Source organism: Macellibacteroides fermentans (genome assembly GCF_013409575.1).
Classification (GTDB): domain Bacteria; phylum Bacteroidota; class Bacteroidia; order Bacteroidales; family Tannerellaceae; genus Macellibacteroides; species Macellibacteroides fermentans.
In genome coordinates this window covers 452616-475040 of sequence record NZ_JACCCY010000003.1, presented here as the reverse complement: position 1 = coordinate 475040, position 22425 = coordinate 452616, and the positions used below count along the sequence as shown (strand labels likewise).

Annotated in this window: 19 protein-coding genes; all 19 read left to right on the top strand. The window is 38.6% G+C overall.

All coding sequences use genetic code 11. From position 1 onward, the window contains the following. Positions 1-53 precede the first annotated feature (53 nt). Positions 54-617 (top strand): DUF2179 domain-containing protein, encoded by a 564-nt coding sequence (locus F5613_RS11385; RefSeq protein ID WP_079682365.1) that lies wholly within the window; start codon positions 54-56, stop codon positions 615-617. An 83-nt stretch (positions 618-700) separates the two neighbouring features. Beyond that, entirely contained in the window at positions 701-1576 is an 876-nt protein-coding gene (locus F5613_RS11380; protein ID WP_179399841.1) for a 3-keto-disaccharide hydrolase, read from the top strand. Between the two features lie 207 nt (positions 1577-1783). Next, positions 1784-2521, top strand: coding sequence for a 3-keto-disaccharide hydrolase (locus F5613_RS11375; RefSeq protein ID WP_179399840.1), 738 nt, complete (start codon positions 1784-1786; stop codon positions 2519-2521). A 217-nt stretch (positions 2522-2738) separates the two neighbouring features. Next, complete coding sequence (locus F5613_RS11370; protein WP_179399839.1) at positions 2739-5465, top strand: substrate-binding domain-containing protein; 2727 nt, start codon at positions 2739-2741, stop codon at positions 5463-5465. Positions 5466-5633: 168 nt separating this feature from the next. Beyond that, entirely contained in the window at positions 5634-8744 is a 3111-nt protein-coding gene (locus F5613_RS11365) for a SusC/RagA family TonB-linked outer membrane protein (RefSeq protein WP_246303399.1), read from the top strand. An 11-nt stretch (positions 8745-8755) separates the two neighbouring features. Further along, positions 8756-10477, top strand: coding sequence for a RagB/SusD family nutrient uptake outer membrane protein (locus F5613_RS11360; protein ID WP_179399838.1), 1722 nt, complete (start codon positions 8756-8758; stop codon positions 10475-10477). Between the two features lie 191 nt (positions 10478-10668). Beyond that, on the top strand, positions 10669-12252 hold the full coding sequence (locus F5613_RS11355; RefSeq protein ID WP_179399837.1) for a glycoside hydrolase family 32 protein: 1584 nt from the start codon (positions 10669-10671) through the stop codon (positions 12250-12252). 46 nt (positions 12253-12298) lie between these two features. Beyond that, on the top strand, positions 12299-13153 hold the full coding sequence (locus F5613_RS11350) for a carbohydrate kinase family protein (RefSeq protein ID WP_179399836.1): 855 nt from the start codon (positions 12299-12301) through the stop codon (positions 13151-13153). A 37-nt stretch (positions 13154-13190) separates the two neighbouring features. Further along, positions 13191-14336, top strand: coding sequence for an MFS transporter (locus tag F5613_RS11345; protein WP_179399835.1), 1146 nt, complete (start codon positions 13191-13193; stop codon positions 14334-14336). A gap of 162 nt (positions 14337-14498) precedes the next feature. Beyond that, on the top strand, positions 14499-15761 hold the full coding sequence (locus F5613_RS11340) for a DUF2264 domain-containing protein (protein ID WP_179399834.1): 1263 nt from the start codon (positions 14499-14501) through the stop codon (positions 15759-15761). 249 nt (positions 15762-16010) lie between these two features. Continuing rightward, complete coding sequence (locus F5613_RS11335) at positions 16011-16190, top strand: hypothetical protein (RefSeq protein ID WP_179399833.1); 180 nt, start codon at positions 16011-16013, stop codon at positions 16188-16190. 485 nt (positions 16191-16675) lie between these two features. Continuing rightward, the gene (locus tag F5613_RS11330; protein ID WP_179399832.1) at positions 16676-17374 is read left to right on the top strand and encodes a hypothetical protein; all 699 of its coding nucleotides are present in this window, start codon (positions 16676-16678) and stop codon (positions 17372-17374) included. Further along, a complete protein-coding gene (locus F5613_RS11325) occupies positions 17364-18962 on the top strand; it encodes a hypothetical protein (RefSeq protein WP_179399831.1) in 1599 nt (532 codons plus the stop codon). The genes F5613_RS11330 and F5613_RS11325 overlap by 11 nt, the downstream gene beginning before the upstream one ends. 1 nt (position 18963) lies before the next feature. Continuing rightward, positions 18964-19383 (top strand): hypothetical protein, encoded by a 420-nt coding sequence (locus tag F5613_RS11320; protein WP_179399830.1) that lies wholly within the window; start codon positions 18964-18966, stop codon positions 19381-19383. A gap of 4 nt (positions 19384-19387) precedes the next feature. Next, positions 19388-19645: a hypothetical protein gene (locus F5613_RS11315; RefSeq protein WP_179399829.1), complete on the top strand. Its 258-nt coding sequence runs from the start codon at positions 19388-19390 to the stop codon at positions 19643-19645. Positions 19646-19743: 98 nt separating this feature from the next. Next, positions 19744-20049, top strand: a complete 306-nt coding sequence (locus F5613_RS11310) for a YkvA family protein (RefSeq protein ID WP_179399828.1) — start codon at positions 19744-19746, stop codon at positions 20047-20049. A 10-nt stretch (positions 20050-20059) separates the two neighbouring features. Further along, positions 20060-20278: a DUF6140 family protein gene (locus tag F5613_RS11305; protein ID WP_179399827.1), complete on the top strand. Its 219-nt coding sequence runs from the start codon at positions 20060-20062 to the stop codon at positions 20276-20278. Between the two features lie 30 nt (positions 20279-20308). Then, complete coding sequence (locus tag F5613_RS11300) at positions 20309-21211, top strand: WYL domain-containing protein (RefSeq protein ID WP_246303398.1); 903 nt, start codon at positions 20309-20311, stop codon at positions 21209-21211. Between the two features lie 104 nt (positions 21212-21315). Further along, positions 21316-22422, top strand: a complete 1107-nt coding sequence (gene rsgA, locus F5613_RS11295; protein WP_179399825.1) for a GTPase RsgA — start codon at positions 21316-21318, stop codon at positions 22420-22422. The last annotated feature ends 3 nt before the right edge of the window (positions 22423-22425 follow it).

Sequence of the window (22425 nt, the reverse complement as noted above, 5' to 3'; positions counted from 1 at the left end):
AGTGATCTCCTGTCTTGAAACAATCGTTTAACAACTAAATAAACAACCAGGCCATGTTCGACTTTTTAGATCAGTATCCCTATTTATTGCCGGTCATCATCTTTTTTGGCCGCATAATAGACGTAACGTTGGGAACACTACGTATTATATTTGTTTCCAAAGGAGAGAAGTACAAAGCCCCTATTATCGGTTTTTTTGAAGTGTTTATCTGGATAGTCATAATTTCGCAGATATTCTCGAGGGCAAACGACCTGCTGGCTTACATAAGCTATGCCGCCGGCTATGCTACGGGCAACTACGTGGGTATTATCATTGAAAGCCGTATTGCCTTTGGTGTATTGGTATGCCGTATTTACACCAACAAAGAACCCTCATCATTGGTAAGGATGATTAAGAACCGGGGGTATGGAGTGACTGTTATGGAAGGAATGGGCTCCATCATGAAAGCATGGGTGGTTGAGGCCGTGGTAGAACGCAAAGCTCTAAAAGAGATTGACCAGTACATAACCAACTTCGATAAAAATACATTCTACACCGCCGAAGATGTACGTATACGGCAGAAAGGAATCTTCCCGGAGCCTACCTCATTTTTCAACCGTTGGAGACCTGGTAAGTAAAATTGCAAAAAACATCTGTCATCCAATTATATATTTGGTGTGAGTAAATTTTGAACCACTAGTAACCATTTTATTATTTAATTATGAATGTGAGTATCTTGAAAACTGCGATTGCTTGTATTTTGTTGAACTGCCTGGTCTCCTGTACTGCGAAGGATGAATGGACTTCCCTGATGGATAAAGACCTTTCTCAATGGGAAATGTATCTGAGTTATGAGCATAAACCCGATTACAATGGAAGTCAGCCGTTGGATGAAGCTGGTAATCCGGTTCAACCTATCGGCTATAATAAGAATGTGAAGAATGTCTTTTCGGTTGCCGAACAGGATGGTGTACCCGTGTTAAGAATCAGCGGCGAGATTTATGGATGTGTTTATACAAAACAGTCTTTCGAAAATTATCATCTTCGGATGAAGGTTAAGTTCGGAACTAAAAAGTGGGTTCCCAGACTTAATGAGCCAATGGATTCGGGGCTGTTGTATCATTCGCACGGCGAGTGTGGCGTAGATTATTGGCGTTCGTGGATGGAATCGCACGAGTTTCAGGTGATGGAAGGGGGCTTTGGCGATTACTGGCGCATTGCCGATACCGGAGCGAATATCAAAATGCGCGATCCGGATGCCAACAACGAAAAGGCCAACTATGATCCGAAAGGGATAGAGACATATATGGGAGTTGACGGTAAACGAAGTGGTTTTGTTCAGTTTAGCGAAGACCATGAGATTGCAGGCGATTGGAACACAATCGAGCTGATTTGTTTCGGGGATAAAAGTATCCATCTGGTGAATGGGCATGTGGTTATGGCCTTGTCGGGTTCGGTTTACAAGGAAGGAAACGAACTTAAACCCCTTACCAAAGGCCGGATTCAGTTGCAAAGTGAAGCAGCCGAAGTATTCTATAAGGAGATTCAGATTAAAAAGATCGAAGCCCTTCCTTCGGAGTATATTTCCCTCTTTTGATAAAAAAGTTTAATTCAATCAATCTAATATACCGAAATGGATTCATTCTATCTGTTTCGGTATATCTTTGTGTGCCTTATTAATCTATTTGAAATCTTTTTGCTCGTTGGCAATATCATTGCAACAGGGTTTGTAAGTGTTTTTTAAATTTATTAGTGTTCTCAGTTCTTAATTCATTAGTGTTAATTATCTAATATCTTAAAAGAGATGAAATTAAAGTTGTTTTATGTGTTTATGGTGCTGGCTATCGCTTCGGCATCCACAATGGTGCATGCTCAAAAGGCCAACAAGTTAACCTCCAAAGAAAAAAAAGCAGGTTGGGCTCTTTTATTTAATGGAAAAGATTTTTCCGGATGGAGACAATGTAATGGTACGGCAATGCCGAAAAACTGGACAATCGAAGATGGTGCCATGAAGGTATTTACTGCCGAAGGATCCAAACCAGGAAATGGTGCGGGAGGAGATATTCTTTTCGGAAACAAGAAATTCAAAAATTTTGAACTGTCGATAGACTGGAATGCAGGTAAGATGGCTAATTCAGGGATATTCTACAATGTTCGCGAAGTTCCGGGAAAACCTATTTACTATGCTGCTCCCGAAGTACAGGTGTTAGACAACGTGGATGCTACTGATAATAAGATAGACAGCCATCTTGCCGGTTCATTGTATGATATGTTGCCAGCCGATCCTGCTACGGTGAACCCTGCAGGTCAGTGGAATACCATTGTTATCCGTGTTGAAAACGGAAAGGTAACTCATACACAAAATGGTAAGAAGGTGGTAGAATATACTTTGTGGACCAGTGAATGGGATAATCTGGTACAGAACAGTAAGTTTAAATCTTTCCCCGGATTTACCGAAGGCATTTCTAAAGAAGGATTTATTGGTCTGCAAGATCATGGATGGCCAGTAAGTTTCCGTAACATCAAAATACGTGAGTTATAAAATAAAATAGGATTGCTAAGATCTTGAGAACCCAGGGATGAATCAATTACTGATTCATCCCTTTTTCTTGTATCATCTGTAGGCAAGTTTGAATCAAATATCTTATTCAATATATGAGCTCGTACCTATTTTTGCACACCTGTTTGTTATTTTGATACTTACTGTGGTACAGTATGTATCTTTTTTTTATATTTGTATTAAATCTTTCCTCAGAATTATGAAAAATCCGGTTGCCTATCTGCTCGTATTTTACCTGTTCTTATCTTCTTGTTCAGGAGTTGAGAAAGAAGAGCCATATGTTATAGCCTTTTCGCAATGTATGATGGATGATGTTTGGAGACAGGCCATGATGTTGGAGATGAATATCGAGGCATCCAATTACGACAATATACGGATTGTAATTGCAGATGCCAAAGAAAGCAATGAAACACAAATAAAACAGATTCAACAATTCATAGATCAGAAGGTAGATGTACTTATCATTTCGCCAAATCAGTCCGATTCGATAACTCCCATTGCAGTTGAAGCCTACAGGAAAGGAATTCCAACAATCATTGTTGACAGAAAGATTGGTTCCGAAGAATATACGGCTTATGTTGGAGGTGATAGTTACGAAATTGGCCGGATAGCAGGCGAATATGCAAGTGCATTTCTTCCTGAAAATGCTACAATAGCCGAAGTCTGGGGTACCAAACTGTCTTCTCCTGCACAAGAACGACACCTGGGATTTATAAATGGTCTCAAAAAGAAAAATGTAAATATCAAAACGGTAGTAGGTAACTGGCGCAGGGAAATAGCAAAAAAGGAAGTATCTCAATTAGAAGATTTCAATGATATAGATTTGGTTTATGCACACAATGATGTAATGGCGCTTGGGGCAAGAGAGGCCATCTCTGAACGTGATTCGGCGTTGGTTTCTAAAATTATATTTTTGGGTGTTGATGCTGCATTTGGGAAAGGAGCCGGACTTGAAGCAGTTGCAAACGGGTTACTTAACGCATCCTTTTTGTATCCATCCGGGGGCGATCAGGTGATTCGTGTTGCTATGAAAATACTGAATAAGGAACAAACGGATAAGAAGTATATCTTGAATACGGCTGTTGTCGAGAAAAATACGGCACGAACGTTGCTTTTGCAATCTGATCAGCTAATCAACTATCAGAACAGGATTGAGCAGCAAAAAAGGAATATTGATATGTTATTTCAAAAGTTTAGTATGTTGCGTCACTCTTTATTTCTGATATTGTCTTTGCTTGCTTTGTTGCTGTTTTTTGCAATTTATATATTTTATATAAACCGGAAGATTAACAAAAAGAATAAGCAATTACATATTAAAAACAAAGAATCGGAAGAACAACAGCAAAAACTAATCTGTCTGAATGAAAAGATTGAACAGGTTACATCCCAAAAATTACAGTTCTTCACCAATGTATCACACGAAGTACGTACTCCGCTTACTTTGATCGTGGGACCTTTAGAGAAATGGATCAAATTAACACCCGAATCTCCGTTGCTTTCTGATCTGAAACTGATGAAGAAGAATGCCGACCGGCTGATGAGGGTGATCAATCAACTGCTGGATTTCCGGAAGATTGAGAATAATAAAATGGGATTGACGATCAGTCAGGTTGATATAGTCGCCTTTACAGAAAACGTGATGTCTCTTTTTGAAGATCTGGCCAAGTCTAAACAGATCTGCTACGAGTTTGTTTCCGAGATCCCGACTTGTAAAATATGGATTGATCAGGATAAGATGGAAAAGGTTCTGACCAACCTTTTGTCTAATGCATTTAAATTTACAGCTGTAGGAGGGAAAATAAGTGTTCAAATTAAAGATGGTTCTGATAGAATTTACATTGTCGTTCGAGACAATGGGGTAGGAATTGAGAATAATGAAATTGATAAGATATTTGACCGGTTTTATACCGGATCTGTGTCATCTGGAGTTGGTGCAGGAATAGGCCTGCATCTTACCCAGGAATTTGTGAATATGCATCAGGGACAAATTCTGGTGGAGAGTGTCCCCAATGTCGACACGCTTTTTACTCTGGAGTTACTAAAAGGGAGAGATCATTTACCCGACTGTTTCCCGCTTGTAAATCCGGAGGATAGAATAGATCTTGTACCCACTTCAATGAATGTGGAGGTATCAGACGATCTATTAACTAAAAAATACAACTTCACTATATTGGTAGTTGAAGACGATCCGGATATTCAAGCTTATATTCAATCGGAATTTGCGCCCAATTTTACCACGTTAAAGGCTGGAAATGGGACTGAAGCACTCGCAATTCTTGAATCAGAAAATGTGTCGCTTGTTTTAAGTGATGTCCTGATGCCCGAAATGAATGGGTTTGAGCTTTGCAGGCGAATTAAATCGGATCCCGACTTATCCCATATTCCGGTTATTTTACTTACTGCGCTTATGGATGACAGTCAGCGTATATACGGAGTATCAGAAGGAGCGGACGACTACATACAAAAGCCATTTAATATTGACTTTGTGAAAGTAAAAATAATACGCTTATTGGAAGAGAGAAAGCGATTGCAGAAGCGGTTTATGCAGACCATGCAGGCAGGAGGTATTCCAATTATTGAAACAGAGGCTAAAATAGAGAGCCTGGATGAGCTGTTTATGAGAAAGTTTGTAGACTTACTGGATGTTTCATACGAAAATACGGAACTTAATGTGGAAAAAATCAGTGAAGAATTAGGAATTTCCCGTGTACAGCTCTACCGTAAAGTGAAGGAGATTTCGGGCTTGTCTCCTGTCGACTATCTTCGAAATTACCGATTAAGTAAGGCAACTACATTGCTTAATCAGAAAAGATATTCCGTAAGTGAAGTAGCCTATCGAACCGGCTTTTCATCACCAGCCTATTTTGCCAAATGTTTTAAGTCTGTTTTTAATATGACACCCACAGAGTACGTATCGCAAGAGTAGCAGCGTCAATATATTGCTAGCACAAATGATTCAAATCTGTTTCGATTGTTATAAATCAAACTAACTAGTTCTTTTATGTAATTATTTTGATCGTTTCTGATTCATATTTTATAGAGTTGGCGCTGGACATAGAGTAATATTGCGGCTCAATTAATTTTAAATAATAATATGATGAAGTCACATTCTTTTAAATGGAGTCTGCTTATAACTCTGTTTTTCTGGACACAATGGTCCTATGCTCAGCAAGTTCCTATTCAGGGAACCGTAATTTCTGAAACAGACAATCTTCCGATAATCGGAGCTTCTATTATTGAAAAAGGAACCACGAACGGAACAATAACCGATCTGGATGGAAATTTCACCTTAAATGCCTCTTCAGGCAGTGTTATTCAGATTAGCTATGTAGGTTATTTAACGCAAGAACTTCCTGTTAAAGGAATTCCCAAACAAATTCTGTTGAAAGAAGATGCCAAGGCTTTATCTGAGATTGTTGTGACAGGTTACTCAACTCAAAAGAAAGCGGATCTTACAGGATCGGTTTCTGTAGTGAAGATGGACGATATTGAAAATATCAGTACCGGTAATGCGATGAAATCCTTGCAAGGTCGTGTGCCGGGGGTGTTCATTCAATCCAGTGGAGCTCCGGATGGTGGTGCCACAGTACGGATACGCGGTATTGGTACATTGGGGAACAACGATCCTCTTTATATAATTGATGGGGTACCTAGTAAGAGATCAATGAACGAGCTTTCTTCAACCGATATTGAATCAATTCAAGTATTGAAGGATGCCTCTTCGGCCAGTATTTACGGATCAAGGGCAGCCAACGGGGTTGTTATCGTAACAACGAAGAAAGGAAAAAATAATGAAACAAAGGTCGACTTCAGGGCCTCCTTGACAGCGCAGGATTATTCAAAATCCCTCGAACTACTTGATGCAGAAGAAAGAGGCATGGTACAATGGCGTGCAGCAATGAATGATGGTGTGAATCCTAATTTTGGTGTGTACAATTTTGAATGGCACGGAGATGCGGCTACTGGATATATCCTTGATAAGGTTAACATGCCGGAGTACCTGGATCAGCAAAAAACTATGAAGCCGGCTAATACAAATTGGGTGGATGAAGTGGGTCGTACCGGACTGACGCAAAATTATAACGTGACACTTTCTACAGGAACTCAAAAAGGACGGGCCCTCTTTTCTCTCGACTATTTTAATAATCTTGGTACAGTTAAAGGCACGGAATACGACCGCTTTACAGCACGTATTAACTCTGATTATTCTCTGATAAATGATAAGCTGAAGATTGGCGAGAATTTCTCAATATCTAAAATGCGCAAATCACTGATTAATGCACAGAGTATTTTAAATATGACCCACGAGATTCAGCCTATTATTCCGGTTTACACATTGGATGGCGGTTGGGGCGGTCCGGTTGCAGGGATGAGCGACAGACATAATCCGGTGCGTATCATAGAAGATAATAAACAAAACCATGAAGATGTAGTGCGTCTGTTTGGGGATGTGAACCTTGACCTTGAAGTGCTGAAGAACTTGCACTTCAGATCAAAATTTGGAATCGACTATACCGGTTATTGGCAGCGAAATATGCAGCTCACTTACGTATCCGGATTTATGTCGGAGTCCACCAACCGGTTGGATAACTCTGCAAATTACGGAGGGAACTGGATATTAAGTAATACGTTGAGCTATAATTTCGAGTTGGGTAAAAATGTAGTGGATGTGATGGGCGGACAGGAGATGATGAAATATTCATTCAATGCAATATCGGCTGGCAGGGATGTATTTGCTTCGGAAGATCCGGATTATATGTACCTTGATGCAGGAGAATCAAACAAACGAAATGCCGGTTCTGCAACTGCCTATTCGTTGCTCTCTTACTTTGGAAAGGTAAACTATAGCTTTGATAATCGTTACCTGATATCGGCAACGGTCCGTTACGATGGATCCTCCAGATTCGGAGCAAACAACCGTTATGGAACATTCCCTGCATTTTCATTCGGTTGGCGTCTGAGTGAAGAATCGTTCTTTAAAGCTGCTTTCCCTTATGTCTCGGATTTGAAACTACGTTATGGATGGGGGCAGACGGGTAATCAGGAGATCGGTGATTTCGCTTCGCCGGCATTGTACCAGGCTTTATATGGAACAGACCCAACGTGGGACAGTGATCATGGAACGGCATACGACATCAGTGGAACCGGAACCGGCGATTTGCTATCGGGTTACCGTCGTACTCAACAGATGAATGCCGATTTGAAATGGGAAACTACTACGCAGAATAATATCGGTCTTGATTTTGGATTTATCAATCAGAAGTTCTCCGGTTCGTTGGATTATTTTACAAAAAGCACGAAGGATATCTTAATTAACCCTCCCTATATTGCTACCATCGGCGAAGGTGGAAGCCGCTGGGTAAACGGCGCAACGCTCGATAATAAAGGATTTGAATTCATCCTCTCCTACAATGATAAAATAGGAGATGTTGGATTGAGCGTAACAGGTAATATTTCGAGTTATAAAAATAAAGTGGTAAAGCTACCGGAAGATGTTATCAATTCGTATGCAGGTAATGGAAACGATCAGACAATTTTGGGGAGACCATTAAATTCAATGTTCGGATATGTGGCCGAAGGGATCTTCCAGAATCAGTCAGAGGTGGATGCTCATGTGGAGCAAACAGGTAAAGGGGTAGGCCGACTCCGATTCAAGGATGTAAATAAGGATGGAAAAATAAATGATGAAGACAGAACCTGGTTGGGAGTGGCGGATCCCGACTTTATCTATGGCTTGAATGTTGCCGTTAATTGGAAAAACTTCGATTTCAGTATGTTTTGGAATGGGTTGGTTGGCTATAACGTAAACAATGAAGTGAAGAGGTATACCGATTTCATTAGTTTCTTTGGCGGACATAATTATGGTAAAAGAACACTGGATGCCTGGACACCTCAAAACAGTTCATCTACTATTCCTGCATTATCATTAAATGATAACAACTATGAAAGTCGTTACTCATCCTATTTCATTGAGAATGCTTCGTACCTTAAACTGGCTAATATGGAGATTGGATACACCATTCCAGAGCATCTGTTAAAGTCGGTTTACATGAAAAATGCCCGAATCTATGTAATGGGGCAGAACTTGCTGACGGTTAAAAAGACCTGGGGCGACGATGCGTTTACCGGTGTAGATCCGGAAACTCCCAATTTGTCTTATCCAATTCCTTTTTCAGTAACTTTTGGTGTGAACGTAACTTTTTAATTGATAGAATTATGAAAACAATGCAATATATATTTACATGCTGCTCTTTGTCGGTTCTCCTTTTTTCATGCGATTCTTTCCTGGACGAGAACCCGAAAGGAGTTTTGAGCAACGAACAACTGAATACTCCTGAAAATGTGGAGAAAATGGTCATAGCAGCTTATTCGAGTTTAGGTAACGATCATTACACCGAACCAAACAGTCCCTGGCCCTACGGAGACCTTCGCTCCGGAGATGCCTATAAGGGAGGTGCAGGAACGGGAGATTTGCAGGAATTCCATTTTTATGAAACGTTTACTTACCTCCGAGACGATATAGGCTTGCTGGATAGTAAATGGTATAAGGAATATGTCGCCATATCAAGGGCAAATAATGCGTTGGCCAGATTGAATGCCATCGACGAAGCCGATTTTTCAAAGAAGATGATCCGGATAGCTGAAATGCGATTCCTTCGTGCTCATTATTATTTCGAGCTGAAGCTATTGTTCAAACAGATTCCTTTTATCGACGAAACAGTACCGGTGGAAGAATACATCAATGTGTCCAACGTAGAATTTACAAGTCAGCAGTTATGGGATAAAATCATAGAAGAATTCCGTTTTGCAGCTCAAACCCTTCCTGATAATAATGCTGAGGTGGGTAGAGCCAACAAATGGATGGCCAAATCGTACCTTGCCAAGGCATTATTGTATGCAGCCTACGAACAAGATGAAAAGCATAATGTGACTAACATCAACAAAGATAAACTAACGGAGGTGGTGAATCTGACCAGCGAAGTTATTAATTCCGGAAAATATGGCTTGAATGCCGATTATGCGGATAATTTCCTTTGCGAAACAGAAAATAGTAAAGAATCCATTTTTGCTGTTCAGCATTCAAGAAACGATGGAACATTACATGGCCGGTTGGATTGGGGTGCCATGTTAAATTATCCCATGAATCCGGAATATGGATGCTGTGGATTTCATCAGGCTTCTCAAAATCTGGTAAATTCATTTCAAACAGACGATAAAGGATTACCCAAGTTTGCCGATTTCAATAGTAAGAACCTGAATACTCCGGATGATTTATTACAAAATAATGTGGATCCGCGTCTTAATCACAGTGTGGCTATACCCGGACTTCCCTACAAATACAATCCTGAGTTTATTTTTGAAGCGTGGTGGAACAGACAACCTGAGGTTTATGGAGCTTTTATGTCATTAAAAGAGGTTGTATTGCCTGATTGTCCTTGCTTTGAAAAGGTAAATCCCTTTATGTCGAGTTCAAAAAACAGGGATATAATCCGTTATGATGATGTCCTGTTATGGAAAGCCGAAGCCCTAATAGAACTAGGGCGCGAATCAGAGGCATTGCCTCTAATCAATTCCATACGTGAAAGAGCCGCAAACAGCACCGCCCGTTTAGTGGATGTTCAAGGTGATCCTACAGGCAAGTTTGTGGTCGGTACCTATCAACCGGGAATTAATTGCACCTGGACAAACGACTTTGCCCGTCAGGCATTACGTTGGGAGCGCCGTATGGAGTTTGCAATGGAGGGATTCCGGTTCTTTGATCTGGTACGATGGGGAATAGCCGCCGAGTACCTCAACAGCTACTTCGCCGTTGAGAAAACTAGACGTGAGCATCTTCGCGAAGCAAAATTTACAAAAAACAGAGACGAATACTTTCCAATTCCGAAACAGCAGATTAACTTTAGCAAAAAGTTATATGTTCAGAATTACGGATGGTAAATAATATAGAAGGCAAACCAATTTTTTTACTATTTTTGGTTTGCCTTCAAATCTTACTAATCAATATTGTTAAATGCGATAGAATATTAATCTGATAAAGACGAGTCATCGTAATATGAAGTCTATGAGGATTAAAAGCATATAACTAATACTAATTATCTTAATATAAACATTGAGTTAAAACGATCTACATGAAAACAACGTATGTCTATTTGCTATCCATGTTATTTTTAACGACAGCATGTCTGCAGACTAAATCAAAAGATAACGAAGAGTCAGGTGCAGGAAATAAATTTCAGGAAAAGTTCCGCCCACAGGTTCACTTTACGCCGCAAAAGCATTGGATGAATGATCCCAACGGAATGGTTTATTACAAAGGAGAATACCATCTGTTTTATCAACATTATCCCGAAAAGTCGGTTTGGGGACCGATGCACTGGGGGCATGCTATCAGCACAGACCTGGTTCACTGGGAGCATATGCCCATAGCAATTTATCCGGACAGTCTGGGTTATATCTTTTCCGGTAGTGCTGTTGCCGACCACAATAACACCTCCGGATTAGGAACAAAGGAAAATCCTCCTTTAGTTGCCTTTTTTACCTATCACGACATGAAGGCGGAAAAAGAGGGCAGGTTTACCGAAATCGAATCTCAGGCTATCGCGTATAGTCTGGACAAAGGGCGTACCTGGTCCAAATACAAAGGAAATCCGGTTGTGAAGAATCCCGGAATCCGCGATTTCAGAGATCCAAAAGTTATCTGGCATAATGATTCGAAACAGTGGATTATGAGTATCGCTTCAGGGCAGGTTATTAAATTCTACTCATCTCCCAATTGCCTTGACTGGACTTATCTGAGTGAGTTCGGAGAGGGGCGTGGTGAACATGGAGGTGTTTGGGAATGTCCGGATCTGTTCCCGTTGCAGGTTAAAGGATCCAATGAAACCAAGTGGGTACTGATTGTCAACATTAATCCCGGAGGACCTGCCGGAGGTTCTGCAACCCAATATTTTGTAGGTGATTTTAATGGAAAAGAATTTATTTCGGCACAATCCAAAACCCAATGGATGGATTATGGGAAGGATAATTATGCAGGGGTAACCTGGAGCAACGCTCCCGAAAGCCGCAGGATCCTTATCGGATGGATGAACAATTGGGAATATGCAGGCGAAAAGCCTTGCATCGAGTGGAGCGGAGCTGCTACCTTCCCGCGTGAACTGGGATTGGTTAAAGAGCTGGACACCTACCTGCTTACATCCGAACCGGTAAAAGAGATTGAAAAACTGTACGGCGAAAAGGTGGAGTTTATTAATCAGGACATAAAAGGCATCATGACAATCTCGGATAGAATCCCGTTTGCCAAGTCGCCGGTAGACATCAGACTTCGATTTGACATTGCAGATAAAACAAAAATGGGATTCCCCTCCAAGTATGGTATTACATTGAAAAACTCGCGTGGAGAATATATTACGGTGGGGTACGATAATGTGGATTCATTCTTTTATGTAGACCGTACCAATGCCGTTGGTGAAGTTTTCTCGGAAAAGTTTGCTCTCACCCATATAGTTCCTTTTATTGCAAATGGTAATTACGCTGACTGGAGAATAGTGGTGGATAAAACATCTCTTGAATTTTTTGCAGCGGATAATAAAGTGGTGATCACGGATCTATACTATCCAACCGAAGATTTTGATATAATCGAGATCTTTGCCGAGAACGGACAGATACGGTTGGGCGAAGCCTCAATTACCGAATTAAAATCCATATGGAAATAAAAGTTTCAACCGATAATAGATACAACAAACAATAAAATGTACGCACATGAAAAATAAACCTGTAATTGTTGGAATTGGAGAGCTTCTGTGGGATATGCTTCCATCCGGGAAAAAAGCCGGAGGGGCACCGGTTAATTTTGTCTATCACGCCTCACTTCTGGGAGCCGAGAGCTACGCTATCAGTGCTATCGGTAAGGATGCTCTTGGGGATGAAATTTTGCAAGAGCTTGATAAAATAAAACTAAGCTATTTCATAGAAAGGGTGGATTATCCAACCGGAACTGTATTGGTGCAGCTGAAAGAAGGAATTCCCAATTATACGATAATAGAGAATGTGGCTTGGGATTATATCCCGGCAACGGATGAGGTGAAACAGCTGGCAAGACGTACCGATGCGATTTGTTTCGGAACATTGGCACAGCGTTCGGTAGTATCCAGAAGTACCATTCATGAAATTTTATCCCTGGTACCTCAAAGTGCCTATCGTATATTGGATATAAATATTCGTCAGCATTTTTATTCGAAGCAGATAATTGAAGAATCTCTTCGGTTGTGCAACGTTTTTAAAATGAATGATGATGAATTAGAGTTGCTGCGTGAGATGTTTCCATTGGATGGATGCGATGAGGACGCTGCCTGCAGATGGTTTCTCAACCATTTTAACCTGAAGGTAGTGATTCTTACAGCCGGGGCCGATTATAGTAAGGTAATTACAAAAGACGATTATTCCTGCATTCAAACAACCAAAGTGAAGGTGGTGGATACGGTAGGAGCCGGCGATTCATTTACGGGGGCTTTCATCTCATCGCTCATTCAGGGAAAATCATTGCAGGAGTCGCATCAGTTTGCTGTTGATAAAGCTGCATACGTTTGTACCAAAGCCGGAGCGTGGACCGTATGATAATTTACGCGAGTATTTACTTTATGCATTATAGTCTATGAAAAGTTCAAATTCCTATGCACGTATCATCCCGGTGATGTTTGCTTTCTTTTCGATGGGTTTTGTTGATTTGGTTGGTATTGCTACGAATTACATAAAGGAAGATTTTATGTTGACTGATACCATGGCGAATCTGATGCCTTCCATGGTTTTCTTTTGGTTCCTGATTTTCTCGGTTCCAACCGGCATGCTGATGAACAAGATCGGCCGGCGAAAGACAGTAGTTATCAGTCTGCTTGTAACAGCTCTGGCCTTGTTGATTCCGGTAGTCGGTTACAGTTTTGCATTTATGCTGCTTTCTTTTTCTTTGTTAGGAATCGGAAATACATTGATGCAGGTCTCTTTAAATCCGTTGGTTGCCAACATAGTTGCGGGCGACCGATTGGCCAGCAGCCTCACACTCGGCCAGTTTGTTAAAGCGATTGCTTCGTTTCTGGCACCAATTATAGCTGCTTGGGCAGTTATAACATTCGGCGATTGGAAGATGCTTTTTCCTATTTTTGGAGTCATCGCAATATTGGCCGCGGGAACTTTGTCTCTTACAAATATAAAAGAGCAGCCTATTGAAGGAAAACAGTCTACATTTTCGGAATGCTTTAGTTTGTTGGGTGATAAGCTTGTGTTTATGTTATTCCTGGGCATCTTGGTTCATGTAGGTATTGATGTAGGTATCAACCTTACGGCACCGAAGTTGCTGATAGAGCGTATGGACATGACCTTGGCTGATGCGGGATATTCAACCAGCCTTTATTTTCTGTTTCGAACACTCGGTTGTTTCTCCGGAGCTATAATCCTGGCCCGTTTTTCTGCCAAAAAATTCTTCATAATCAGTGTTGCCTCCATGGTTATTGCTGTTGGCGGACTTTATTTCGGACATAGCCTTTTATCGCTTTACATCTGTGTAGCGCTGATCGGGTTCGGTAATTCCAACGTATTTTCAATCATGTTTTCGCAAGCGCTGCTTCATTTACCTCAACGAAACAACGAGATCTCCGGTCTCATGGTAATGGGAATTTCCGGAGGAGCTGTCTTCCCCTTGTTGATGGGTATTGCTTCCGATGCCTTATCGGGACAGATCGGCGCGGTAATTGTTCTAACAATTTGTGTCATGTATTTAGTTGTTCTGGCCCCAAAGATTAAATAAAGTCACAACTCCCCGCTTCATGAATGAATCAGAGGCGGGGAGTTGTTTGTTTTCTACTATAATACTTGTTTTACAAAAAAGAGCGTTATTTTTGCAACGTCGTATTGTTCATTCTATCAATATTGCAGAAAACTAATTTAAGATAATAGGACCTGATACTACATGGAAAGACGGGATTTTGTAAAAACAATGGCAGCCGGCGCTGCATTAGGAATTATCACTCAAGACACGCAGGCTGTCGGCATACATAATTCTTCAGAAAAAACAGATGTAACAGATAGAAATGACAGAGCATACTGGTGCGACTTGATGTATAGAATGGCCGAACCCGTTTTATCTGCCATGGCAAAGGGTGAACTCAGAAAAAGAATGTCTGTTGAAGTCAGCCCATCCTGGGATGGAAGAGATAAATCCGTTACCTATATGGAGTGTTTCGGCCGTTTAATGTCCGGCCTGGCCCCGTGGCTTTCGCTCCCCGACGACGAGACTCAGGAAGGCAAACAAAGAAAACAACTTAGGGAGTGGGCTTTGCAGAGTTATGCTCATTCGGTAGATCCTAAAAGTCCGGATTATCTGTTATGGCATTCCGAAGGACAGCCGCTTGTTGATTCGGCATTCTTCTCCAATGCTTTAATACGAGCACCTAAACAATTGTGGGAACCCCAGGATAAGGTCACCAAAGAAAGAATCATATCGGAACTTAAACAATTGAGACGAGTTAAACCTCCCTACTCAAATTGGTTGCTTTTCGCAGCCATGAATGAAGCCTTTTTTAAGTCGGTTGGCGAATCGTACGATCCGATGCGGGTAGACCTTTCCATCAGAAAGATGAATGAATGGTATGCAGGTGATGGTTGGTATATGGATGGAGAGCGTTTCCATTACGATTACTATAATTCGTTTGTAATTCAGCCCATGCTGTTGGAGATTCTCGAAGTCTTTTCCGAACAAAGCGAATCGGAAAAGAAAGCGTACAATCAGGCTTTAAAAAGAATTCAGCGTTATTCGGAACAACTGGAGCGTATGATATCTCCCGAAGGGACTTTTCCTCCTTTTGGACGGTCACTCACTTACCGTACAGGAGCTTTCCAGCCCTTATCGTTGCTGGCCTGGAAAAAGTTATTGCCCGAAAAGCTTTCCGAAGGGCAGGTAAGGTCAGCGCTTACTGCTGTACAAAAACGGATATTTACGAATCCCACTAATTTTAATGCTGAAGGATTTCTGACTATCGGATTTGCCGGCAAACAGCCTGAGTTAGGTGATTCATATAGCAACAATGGAAGTATGTACCTTACGTCCGAATGCTTTCTGGCTCTTGGACTGCCTGCGACGGACTCTTTTTGGACAGCACCAGCAGCCGACTGGACAGCCAAAAAGGCATTTGCAAATGATAAATTCCCAAAGGATTATGCAGTAAACTATTAATACCCAAATCAGATCCAATATAAAATAAAATAGGATCCTTAAATAAACAGGATTTGCATTTAAAATGTTAATCCCGGACAACATACATTTACCAGGAAGTCCTTCGGAAAACATTTCCGGGGACTTTTTTTATAATTGTACATCATTTAATCTTAAATTAAATGATATGCCGCCAGGTATTGGCGGTTACTCTTGCGACTTTTGCCATGTGAATTAATATTGAATGTATAATTTAAAAATCAGAAAACTATGGCAAGCGAAGAAGAAAAAGGAAAAGCAGTTCTAACTACAACAACTATTGCCGGCATTGGAGCCACAGCTGGAGTTGGTATTGCTGCGGTATTTAGTGCTCCTCTTTTGGTTCCCGCATTGATTGGGGGAGCAATTGGATGTACTGCAGGTGCAATTATGTCCGCATTAAAAAAATAAAGAGAGCCGAAATTAACCCTTACCAATCTGACTTTCAGGTGGATGTTATGAATTAATTTTCTTAATTATCTGCCTGAAAGTAATGATTTACTCTTAAGGATGCTGTGTTTATCATTGGCGATAATTTGGTATAGACAGATTGTATACACAGGGATTGTAAGATATTTCGAGAATGATTGGATAAGTATGTTTCTGATTTTTTATAGTTGAATGTATTTAATTAAAATATTATTTTTTTTATTCAATTATATTAGTAGTTTTGCAGCATTAATAAATTAATAAATGAGAAATACAGAGAATTATTGATTACAACAGTTTTTAATGAACACTATTGACCGTAATATACTTTCTGAAACTTTATGAACAAACAAAGCCATAATTTAATACAGAATTTTTATTAAATGGTCAGATTTAGACCTTAACCTTAAATAGTTACCGTCAACCTTAAAATTCGTTGTTACAACTTCTCCTTAATTGATAGCGATATGATAAATGAACAACTAAACGAGCTCTTTAGTGAGTGGAAGAATGCTATGCTTCAAAATGGGCATCAAGGTTTTTGCTATGATGGCTTGATTTATCGAAAAGGTAAAGAAGATCTATTATGGAGAAACAGTAAACGTCGTATTGTTTTTCTTCTAAAAGAACAAAACGATAACGACGGCGAAGATGTTCGGGAGTGGAGTGGAAGCATAAACGGGCTCACTCCAAATGGAAACTTTTTTAATAGACTTTCCGCATGGCTGTATGGTCTAACTCATATTACAGCTTCAACCTATCCTTCCCTTGATGATGCATTCGATCCGCATAATCAGATGAAGGCTCTTCAAGAGTATCCTTATGCCTATGTTAATGTAAAGAAAGAAACCGGTGGTGCAGTTGCTAACGACAATGTGGTTTATACTCATGCAACCAAGTATGCTTCCTTTATCCGACGGGAGCTGGATATTCTCAATGGAAATATTATTGTTTGCGGTGGAGATGTAGTTTTCAGAGCCGCCCGGGATTTAGTTTATAAAGATGTTACTTTCAATGAGGTAAATGATTGGATATTTTATTCCCAATTACACAATCTACTTTTAATAAATAGCTATCACCCCGCAGCTCATAAAAGCAATGAAGTGATGTATGTAGGCATGATGGAGGCAATTTCTAACAATAAAATTCTAATATATGAAAAGTAAATATTTTATATTATTATTTCTTATAATTCTTTGTTCTTGTTCAAAAAAACAAGAACAAAAGGTAGAACCTTTAAGTAAAAATGCAATTGAAGCATTGAATGTGCTTAACGAGAAAAAAACTTTCGTAGACGACGCTTCTTTTTCAAACATAAAAAAGCGAATAGAAAATTATGATAGAGGAGGCAATTTTTGGAAGTATGCAGTCGTAGTATATGTTTTTTTAATGGGATTTATGGCTCTTTTGGTTTCATATCTTATGAGTTCCGAAGAAAGAAAACGTCCATTTCCAATTTGGAAGGGTTATTTATTGTTATTTACAGTTGGTTTTTTTGGTATTCATAAAACCGTGATTTGTCGTTGGGATGGATTCGTGAATTATATCTTATTCTTGGTCTTATTTATATTTAATTTCTCAACAATAATGATATATTGGACATATCCAAAACTATTATTTTATATTCCGGAATATAACCTTTTCACTAGAATTATTTTTTTGATACTTGTACTAATGCTTGTTTTAGATTTTCTCCTAATTCCTTATCATGTATTTCGTTATAATGCAAACTGTTTTAGAAAAAACAAAAGTGAAGATCGTATGTTGATTGGGAAATCTGATTCATATGATAGCGCTAATGAAATTGTAAATAAGGAAATAGGACAGGTTAATAAAGATCTTGAAAATATTAATATATATGTAAAGGAGGATTATTTTATAGAAGATCCAAATAAAGATAAGACTTTCTGGGGAAGTTTAACGCGTGGTGCTAAAAGTGTCATAACATTTGGGAATTCAAATAAGCTGGAAATGGAAATGAATAGACTTCGATGTTTATCTGCTTGTTGCGATGAATTAGGAGATCTTTATGATTCATGTCAATTTTGTAATGAGGAACTTTCTGATAGGTTAATCTCTTCTCGAATTGCTGTATATAGAAATTTGTATCTTGCAAAAGAGCTTATAGGAATAGTGAAAAATAAATTATCAACAAAGCAGCAGAGCTTGTTGGTTGATTACTATTTTAAATGTGACATGCCAAAATATCAAATGAATATTAATGGGATTGCAAATTTGGATGTCAGTTTTAATTCCGAAGTTTTTTTAGATAGCTTAGGGTCGGATTTAACTGTTATTTTTGATAACTTAAATACTAAGTTAGAAAATGAAAGTTTATCCAAAAAAGATTTTGTTGATGCTGCCGTTTTGACTGGTCTAAATGTTTTTGTTAATGGCTTATCTGCTATTATTGATTTAAATATTAGAACCAAAGAGGCTAGGAGTGAAGTTCAAACTCAAACATCTAATGCGCTTTTATACATAGATGAAGCTGTAATTGGAATTCAAGAGTATCAAAAATATATTTTACGACAAAAAGAAATTCTTGAAGCATTAGAGAAAGCCAATATAGCTTTTATTCAAGCCTATGTTCCATTAAGGGAGCAAGTATTTGGTAAACCTACCTTTTGGAAATTTTTAACAGGTATTCCTAAAAATAGAGAACTCTTTAAAACTAATGAATTTAGGGAAGATCTTCAGCATTTAATTCTTGTATGCACAGAATATAGTAAAATCAATCAATCAAAAATATAATATGGCTAAAAATGAAATTATAAAAAGCACAACGAAGGATAGATTAGCTGATGTGTTTATCGATACGATATCAGCGAATCCAGAATACTTAAATAAACTAACTGATATCTGGGCCGAAAACCAGAGGTTAGATAAGCAGATCCAATTTTTGGAAATGCAAAATGAGAAACAGATACTTGTGATAACTAAGAGATATGAAATGTTCAGAGATATTTTGACAGCAGTATTCTCTGAAAGACAAGTAGCCTTGTCCGCACATTATAAAACGCTGGATAATGCTTTAGCTTCAAATGATAAAGAGTTAATTATAGCATCTCTAAAAGGTATAAGTTCTATAGTTGAACAAAATCCGTTGAGCAGCTTGGCTGAGTTCACAAAGATTCTAGATAATGAAAATGATGTTCTTGAATTAAATTTTTAAAATTATGGCAAAATCAGACAAAGATTGGGCAAAATTATTTTGGCCCATGTTTATTTCTGTTGGAGTGACAGGCTTATTAACATTTTTAGCTTTTGGGAGTATTATCTCTTATGTAGCATTAGTTGTGCTAGGCTTGTGCTTTATGTATTTCATTTATGCGAGAATCGACGAACAAGATGCTACAGATGTCTATGTAACCATCGGAATGTGCATAATATTATGTTTGGGATATTTATTGCATTATTTATTTAACTGGTTTTAATCAGTAAATGTGAATAAGCATAATATCCCGCCCGAATTTGGCGGGATATTATGCTTATTTTGCTCCCGAGTTTATAAAATAATAAAATACGGGTAAAAATGGAAAATGAAATTCAAGAAAGAAAAAGCACACTTGGTGCATGGATAATGGCTGCTTTAGGATTTGTTTATATGCTTAGCCCTATTGATGTTATTCCGGACATACCAGTTGTCGGATGGGTTGACGATTTTTTTGTTATGACTTCAACTGGCTTCAATTTACTAGAAAAAGAGTTAGGACAGACGAATGACATGGTTCGTGGAATATTTAAAACATTGAAATGGATAACGATTGTAACAGGAATTATAGCTGTACTACTTGTTGGATTGTTGGGGGCACTTATTGTTAAACTAGTAATGGAATAATATAATTTTTATGGCTAAATACAGGATTACGGTTAAAATGCATAAGAATGCAAACGGGATGGTTATTGATAAGGGGATGAGCGTGGAGATGGTAACGATGGCGCCCAATTTAATGAGTGGACCGGCAGCAGTTCAGTTGAATGCTATTTTTAAAGGTGTTTATGGCGTTGACCTTAAGGCTATGAATGCACTGAGTGTTGGGTATTTGGATGTGAAACGAATTGGCTAGTCTGGTATGATATTTAAATATAAGTTCTGCATGTGGCTGATCGATACGCTAAGTACTTCGCCTCTTACCTTTTCTGACATTCAGAAGAAATGGCTGTACGCTTCGGCCAATGAAGATGGAGATCCATTATTTGAAAGAACATTCAACAGATATCGTAGGGAGGCGGAGTCTCTGATGTATGTAGATATTAAATGTGATAAAAGTGATGGGAATCTTTACAAAATTGTTCGCCCGGAAGGGTTTAAAAATAATGATCTCCAAGAATGGTTGTTGAGTGCTTTTAGAATTGCTAATCTGGCTGAAAGAGTACAGAATAGAGAGGATGTCATGATTGAGCAGGCGCCACCCGGAGCTTCTCATTTGCAGATAGTAATGGATGCGATTGATCGGGGACAAATGCTTTCATTCACATACAAATCACACTATAAAGATGCCCGAAAGATTGAATTCTTTCCTGCCTTTGTCCGTTTATTTGAACAACGTTGGTATGTTATAGGAGACTTATGTGACAACAATAATGCTATTACATGTGCTTTGGAGCGAATGAGTGAAATTTGCATTGTTGATGATAAACCTCGCTTGTTAAAAGGGGTTGCCCACAGTCAGTCTCCTGAGCAATATTTTGAACATTGTTTTGGAATTATTCGCCAGCATGAGCCAATTGCAATTCGCTTCAGGGCATTTTGGCCTCAAGATTCTTATTTAAGAGATGTGCCGTTACACGCTTCACAAGTAGAAATATTACATACAGATAAATATACAGATTTCGAGATATTTGTTCGACCCACCTATGATTTGAAACAAAAGTTTCTTTGGTGTAGGGATAAACTGGCTGTTCTTTCTCCAGAATCATTTCGTAAAGATATGATTAATATAATTAAAGCTACACTAATGAACTATGAGACAGGAGATAATCATTCCATAGATGAGTGACTTTTTATATTATATAATTTGCAGATTATATCCATATGAATGAGTTCTGTCTGAGAAAAGATAATGTTATTAATTAATTTAATTCAACTTAATAAATATAAAAAATGAATAATTTTGTAATTCCAACAGAAGAAATATCAAAGAATTTTGAAAATTCTTATAATACATTAAAAGAAAGTATAAAAGCCCCAAATGTTCTTCTTTTAGGACAAACAGGAGTCGGAAAAAGTTCTCTTATTAATACTATATTCGGGAATGATTTGGCCGCAGTATCTCATACAAAACCAGAAACAAGGGGGTTTCATGAATATAAATCGCCTAAAGTACCGGTTACTATAATTGATAGCGAGGGATATGAGTTAGTACAAAGCAATAGATTTATAGAGCTGTTAAATCAATATTTAAATGAGAATTTTGCAGATATATCAAAGCAAGTGCATATTGCTTGGTATTGTATTAGCCTATCTAGTGCAAGGGTTCTACCTTATGATTTGGATAATATTGAGTATATTCTAAAAGAAAGAAAAATACCAGTATGTGTTGTATTTACTCAATGCGATTTTGATGATAATGATGGCAGAGAAGCTAAAAGGTTAACAGATGTAGTCTCGAAACGTTTTGGTAATAGTGTATGTTGTTTTCAAACTTCAAATGATGAAAAAATAAATGAATTTTTAGATATTGAAAAGCTTGTTGATTGGTCTATGAATAATTTGTCTGATGATAACCTACGGATTGGATTTTTAATTGCTCAGAAGGCCGATTTGCAAAAGAAAGAGGAATTAATACAAGAAAAAATTAAAACTTACATGGCGGGTGCTGCTGCTATTGGTTTTACTCCAATTCCAGTTTCTGATGCTATTTTATTAACTGGTTTGCAAGTAAAGATGGCGTCTGATATTTTTACAATATATGGGATTAACAATAGCATGTCATTGATGTTAAGGAATATTATAGCAGGTCGAGTTGTATCTATGCTAGGAAAAAGTGTTGCAGGGAATTTACTAAAATTTATACCTGGAATTGGATCAGTAGCAGGTGGATTAATTAATGCTGGTGTAGCATCAGCAATAACCTTTTCAATGGGTAATGCATTAAATGTATTGTGTAAAAAAGCTGTAGAACAAGCTTGGAGCAATGATGTGAAAAGTTTTGATGCAATTTTTACTGAAGAGAATTTAAATCAATTAATTGAAAGTTATAAAAAATAGGCT

Excerpts from the sequence above, each read along its gene's own strand:
- F5613_RS11380 (WP_179399841.1), top strand. The coding sequence starts at position 701 with ATGAATGTGAGTATCTTGAAAACTGCGATTGCTTGTATTTTGTTGAAC.
- F5613_RS11365 (WP_246303399.1), top strand. The coding sequence starts at position 5,634 with ATGATGAAGTCACATTCTTTTAAATGGAGTCTGCTTATAACTCTGTTT.
- F5613_RS11335 (WP_179399833.1), top strand. The coding sequence starts at position 16,011 with ATGGCAAGCGAAGAAGAAAAAGGAAAAGCAGTTCTAACTACAACAACT.
- F5613_RS11305 (WP_179399827.1), top strand. The coding sequence starts at position 20,060 with ATGGCTAAATACAGGATTACGGTTAAAATGCATAAGAATGCAAACGGG.
- F5613_RS11325 (WP_179399831.1), top strand. The coding sequence starts at position 17,364 with ATGAAAAGTAAATATTTTATATTATTATTTCTTATAATTCTTTGTTCT.
- F5613_RS11300 (WP_246303398.1), top strand. The coding sequence starts at position 20,309 with ATGTGGCTGATCGATACGCTAAGTACTTCGCCTCTTACCTTTTCTGAC.
- F5613_RS11350 (WP_179399836.1), top strand. The coding sequence starts at position 12,299 with ATGAAAAATAAACCTGTAATTGTTGGAATTGGAGAGCTTCTGTGGGAT.
- F5613_RS11355 (WP_179399837.1), top strand. The coding sequence starts at position 10,669 with ATGAAAACAACGTATGTCTATTTGCTATCCATGTTATTTTTAACGACA.
- F5613_RS11315 (WP_179399829.1), top strand. The coding sequence starts at position 19,388 with ATGGCAAAATCAGACAAAGATTGGGCAAAATTATTTTGGCCCATGTTT.
- F5613_RS11340 (WP_179399834.1), top strand. The coding sequence starts at position 14,499 with ATGGAAAGACGGGATTTTGTAAAAACAATGGCAGCCGGCGCTGCATTA.
- F5613_RS11385 (WP_079682365.1), top strand. The coding sequence starts at position 54 with ATGTTCGACTTTTTAGATCAGTATCCCTATTTATTGCCGGTCATCATC.
- F5613_RS11360 (WP_179399838.1), top strand. The coding sequence starts at position 8,756 with ATGAAAACAATGCAATATATATTTACATGCTGCTCTTTGTCGGTTCTC.
- F5613_RS11375 (WP_179399840.1), top strand. The coding sequence starts at position 1,784 with ATGAAATTAAAGTTGTTTTATGTGTTTATGGTGCTGGCTATCGCTTCG.
- F5613_RS11320 (WP_179399830.1), top strand. The coding sequence starts at position 18,964 with ATGGCTAAAAATGAAATTATAAAAAGCACAACGAAGGATAGATTAGCT.
- F5613_RS11345 (WP_179399835.1), top strand. The coding sequence starts at position 13,191 with ATGAAAAGTTCAAATTCCTATGCACGTATCATCCCGGTGATGTTTGCT.
- F5613_RS11330 (WP_179399832.1), top strand. The coding sequence starts at position 16,676 with ATGATAAATGAACAACTAAACGAGCTCTTTAGTGAGTGGAAGAATGCT.
- F5613_RS11370 (WP_179399839.1), top strand. The coding sequence starts at position 2,739 with ATGAAAAATCCGGTTGCCTATCTGCTCGTATTTTACCTGTTCTTATCT.
- rsgA (WP_179399825.1), top strand. The coding sequence starts at position 21,316 with ATGAATAATTTTGTAATTCCAACAGAAGAAATATCAAAGAATTTTGAA.
- F5613_RS11310 (WP_179399828.1), top strand. The coding sequence starts at position 19,744 with ATGGAAAATGAAATTCAAGAAAGAAAAAGCACACTTGGTGCATGGATA.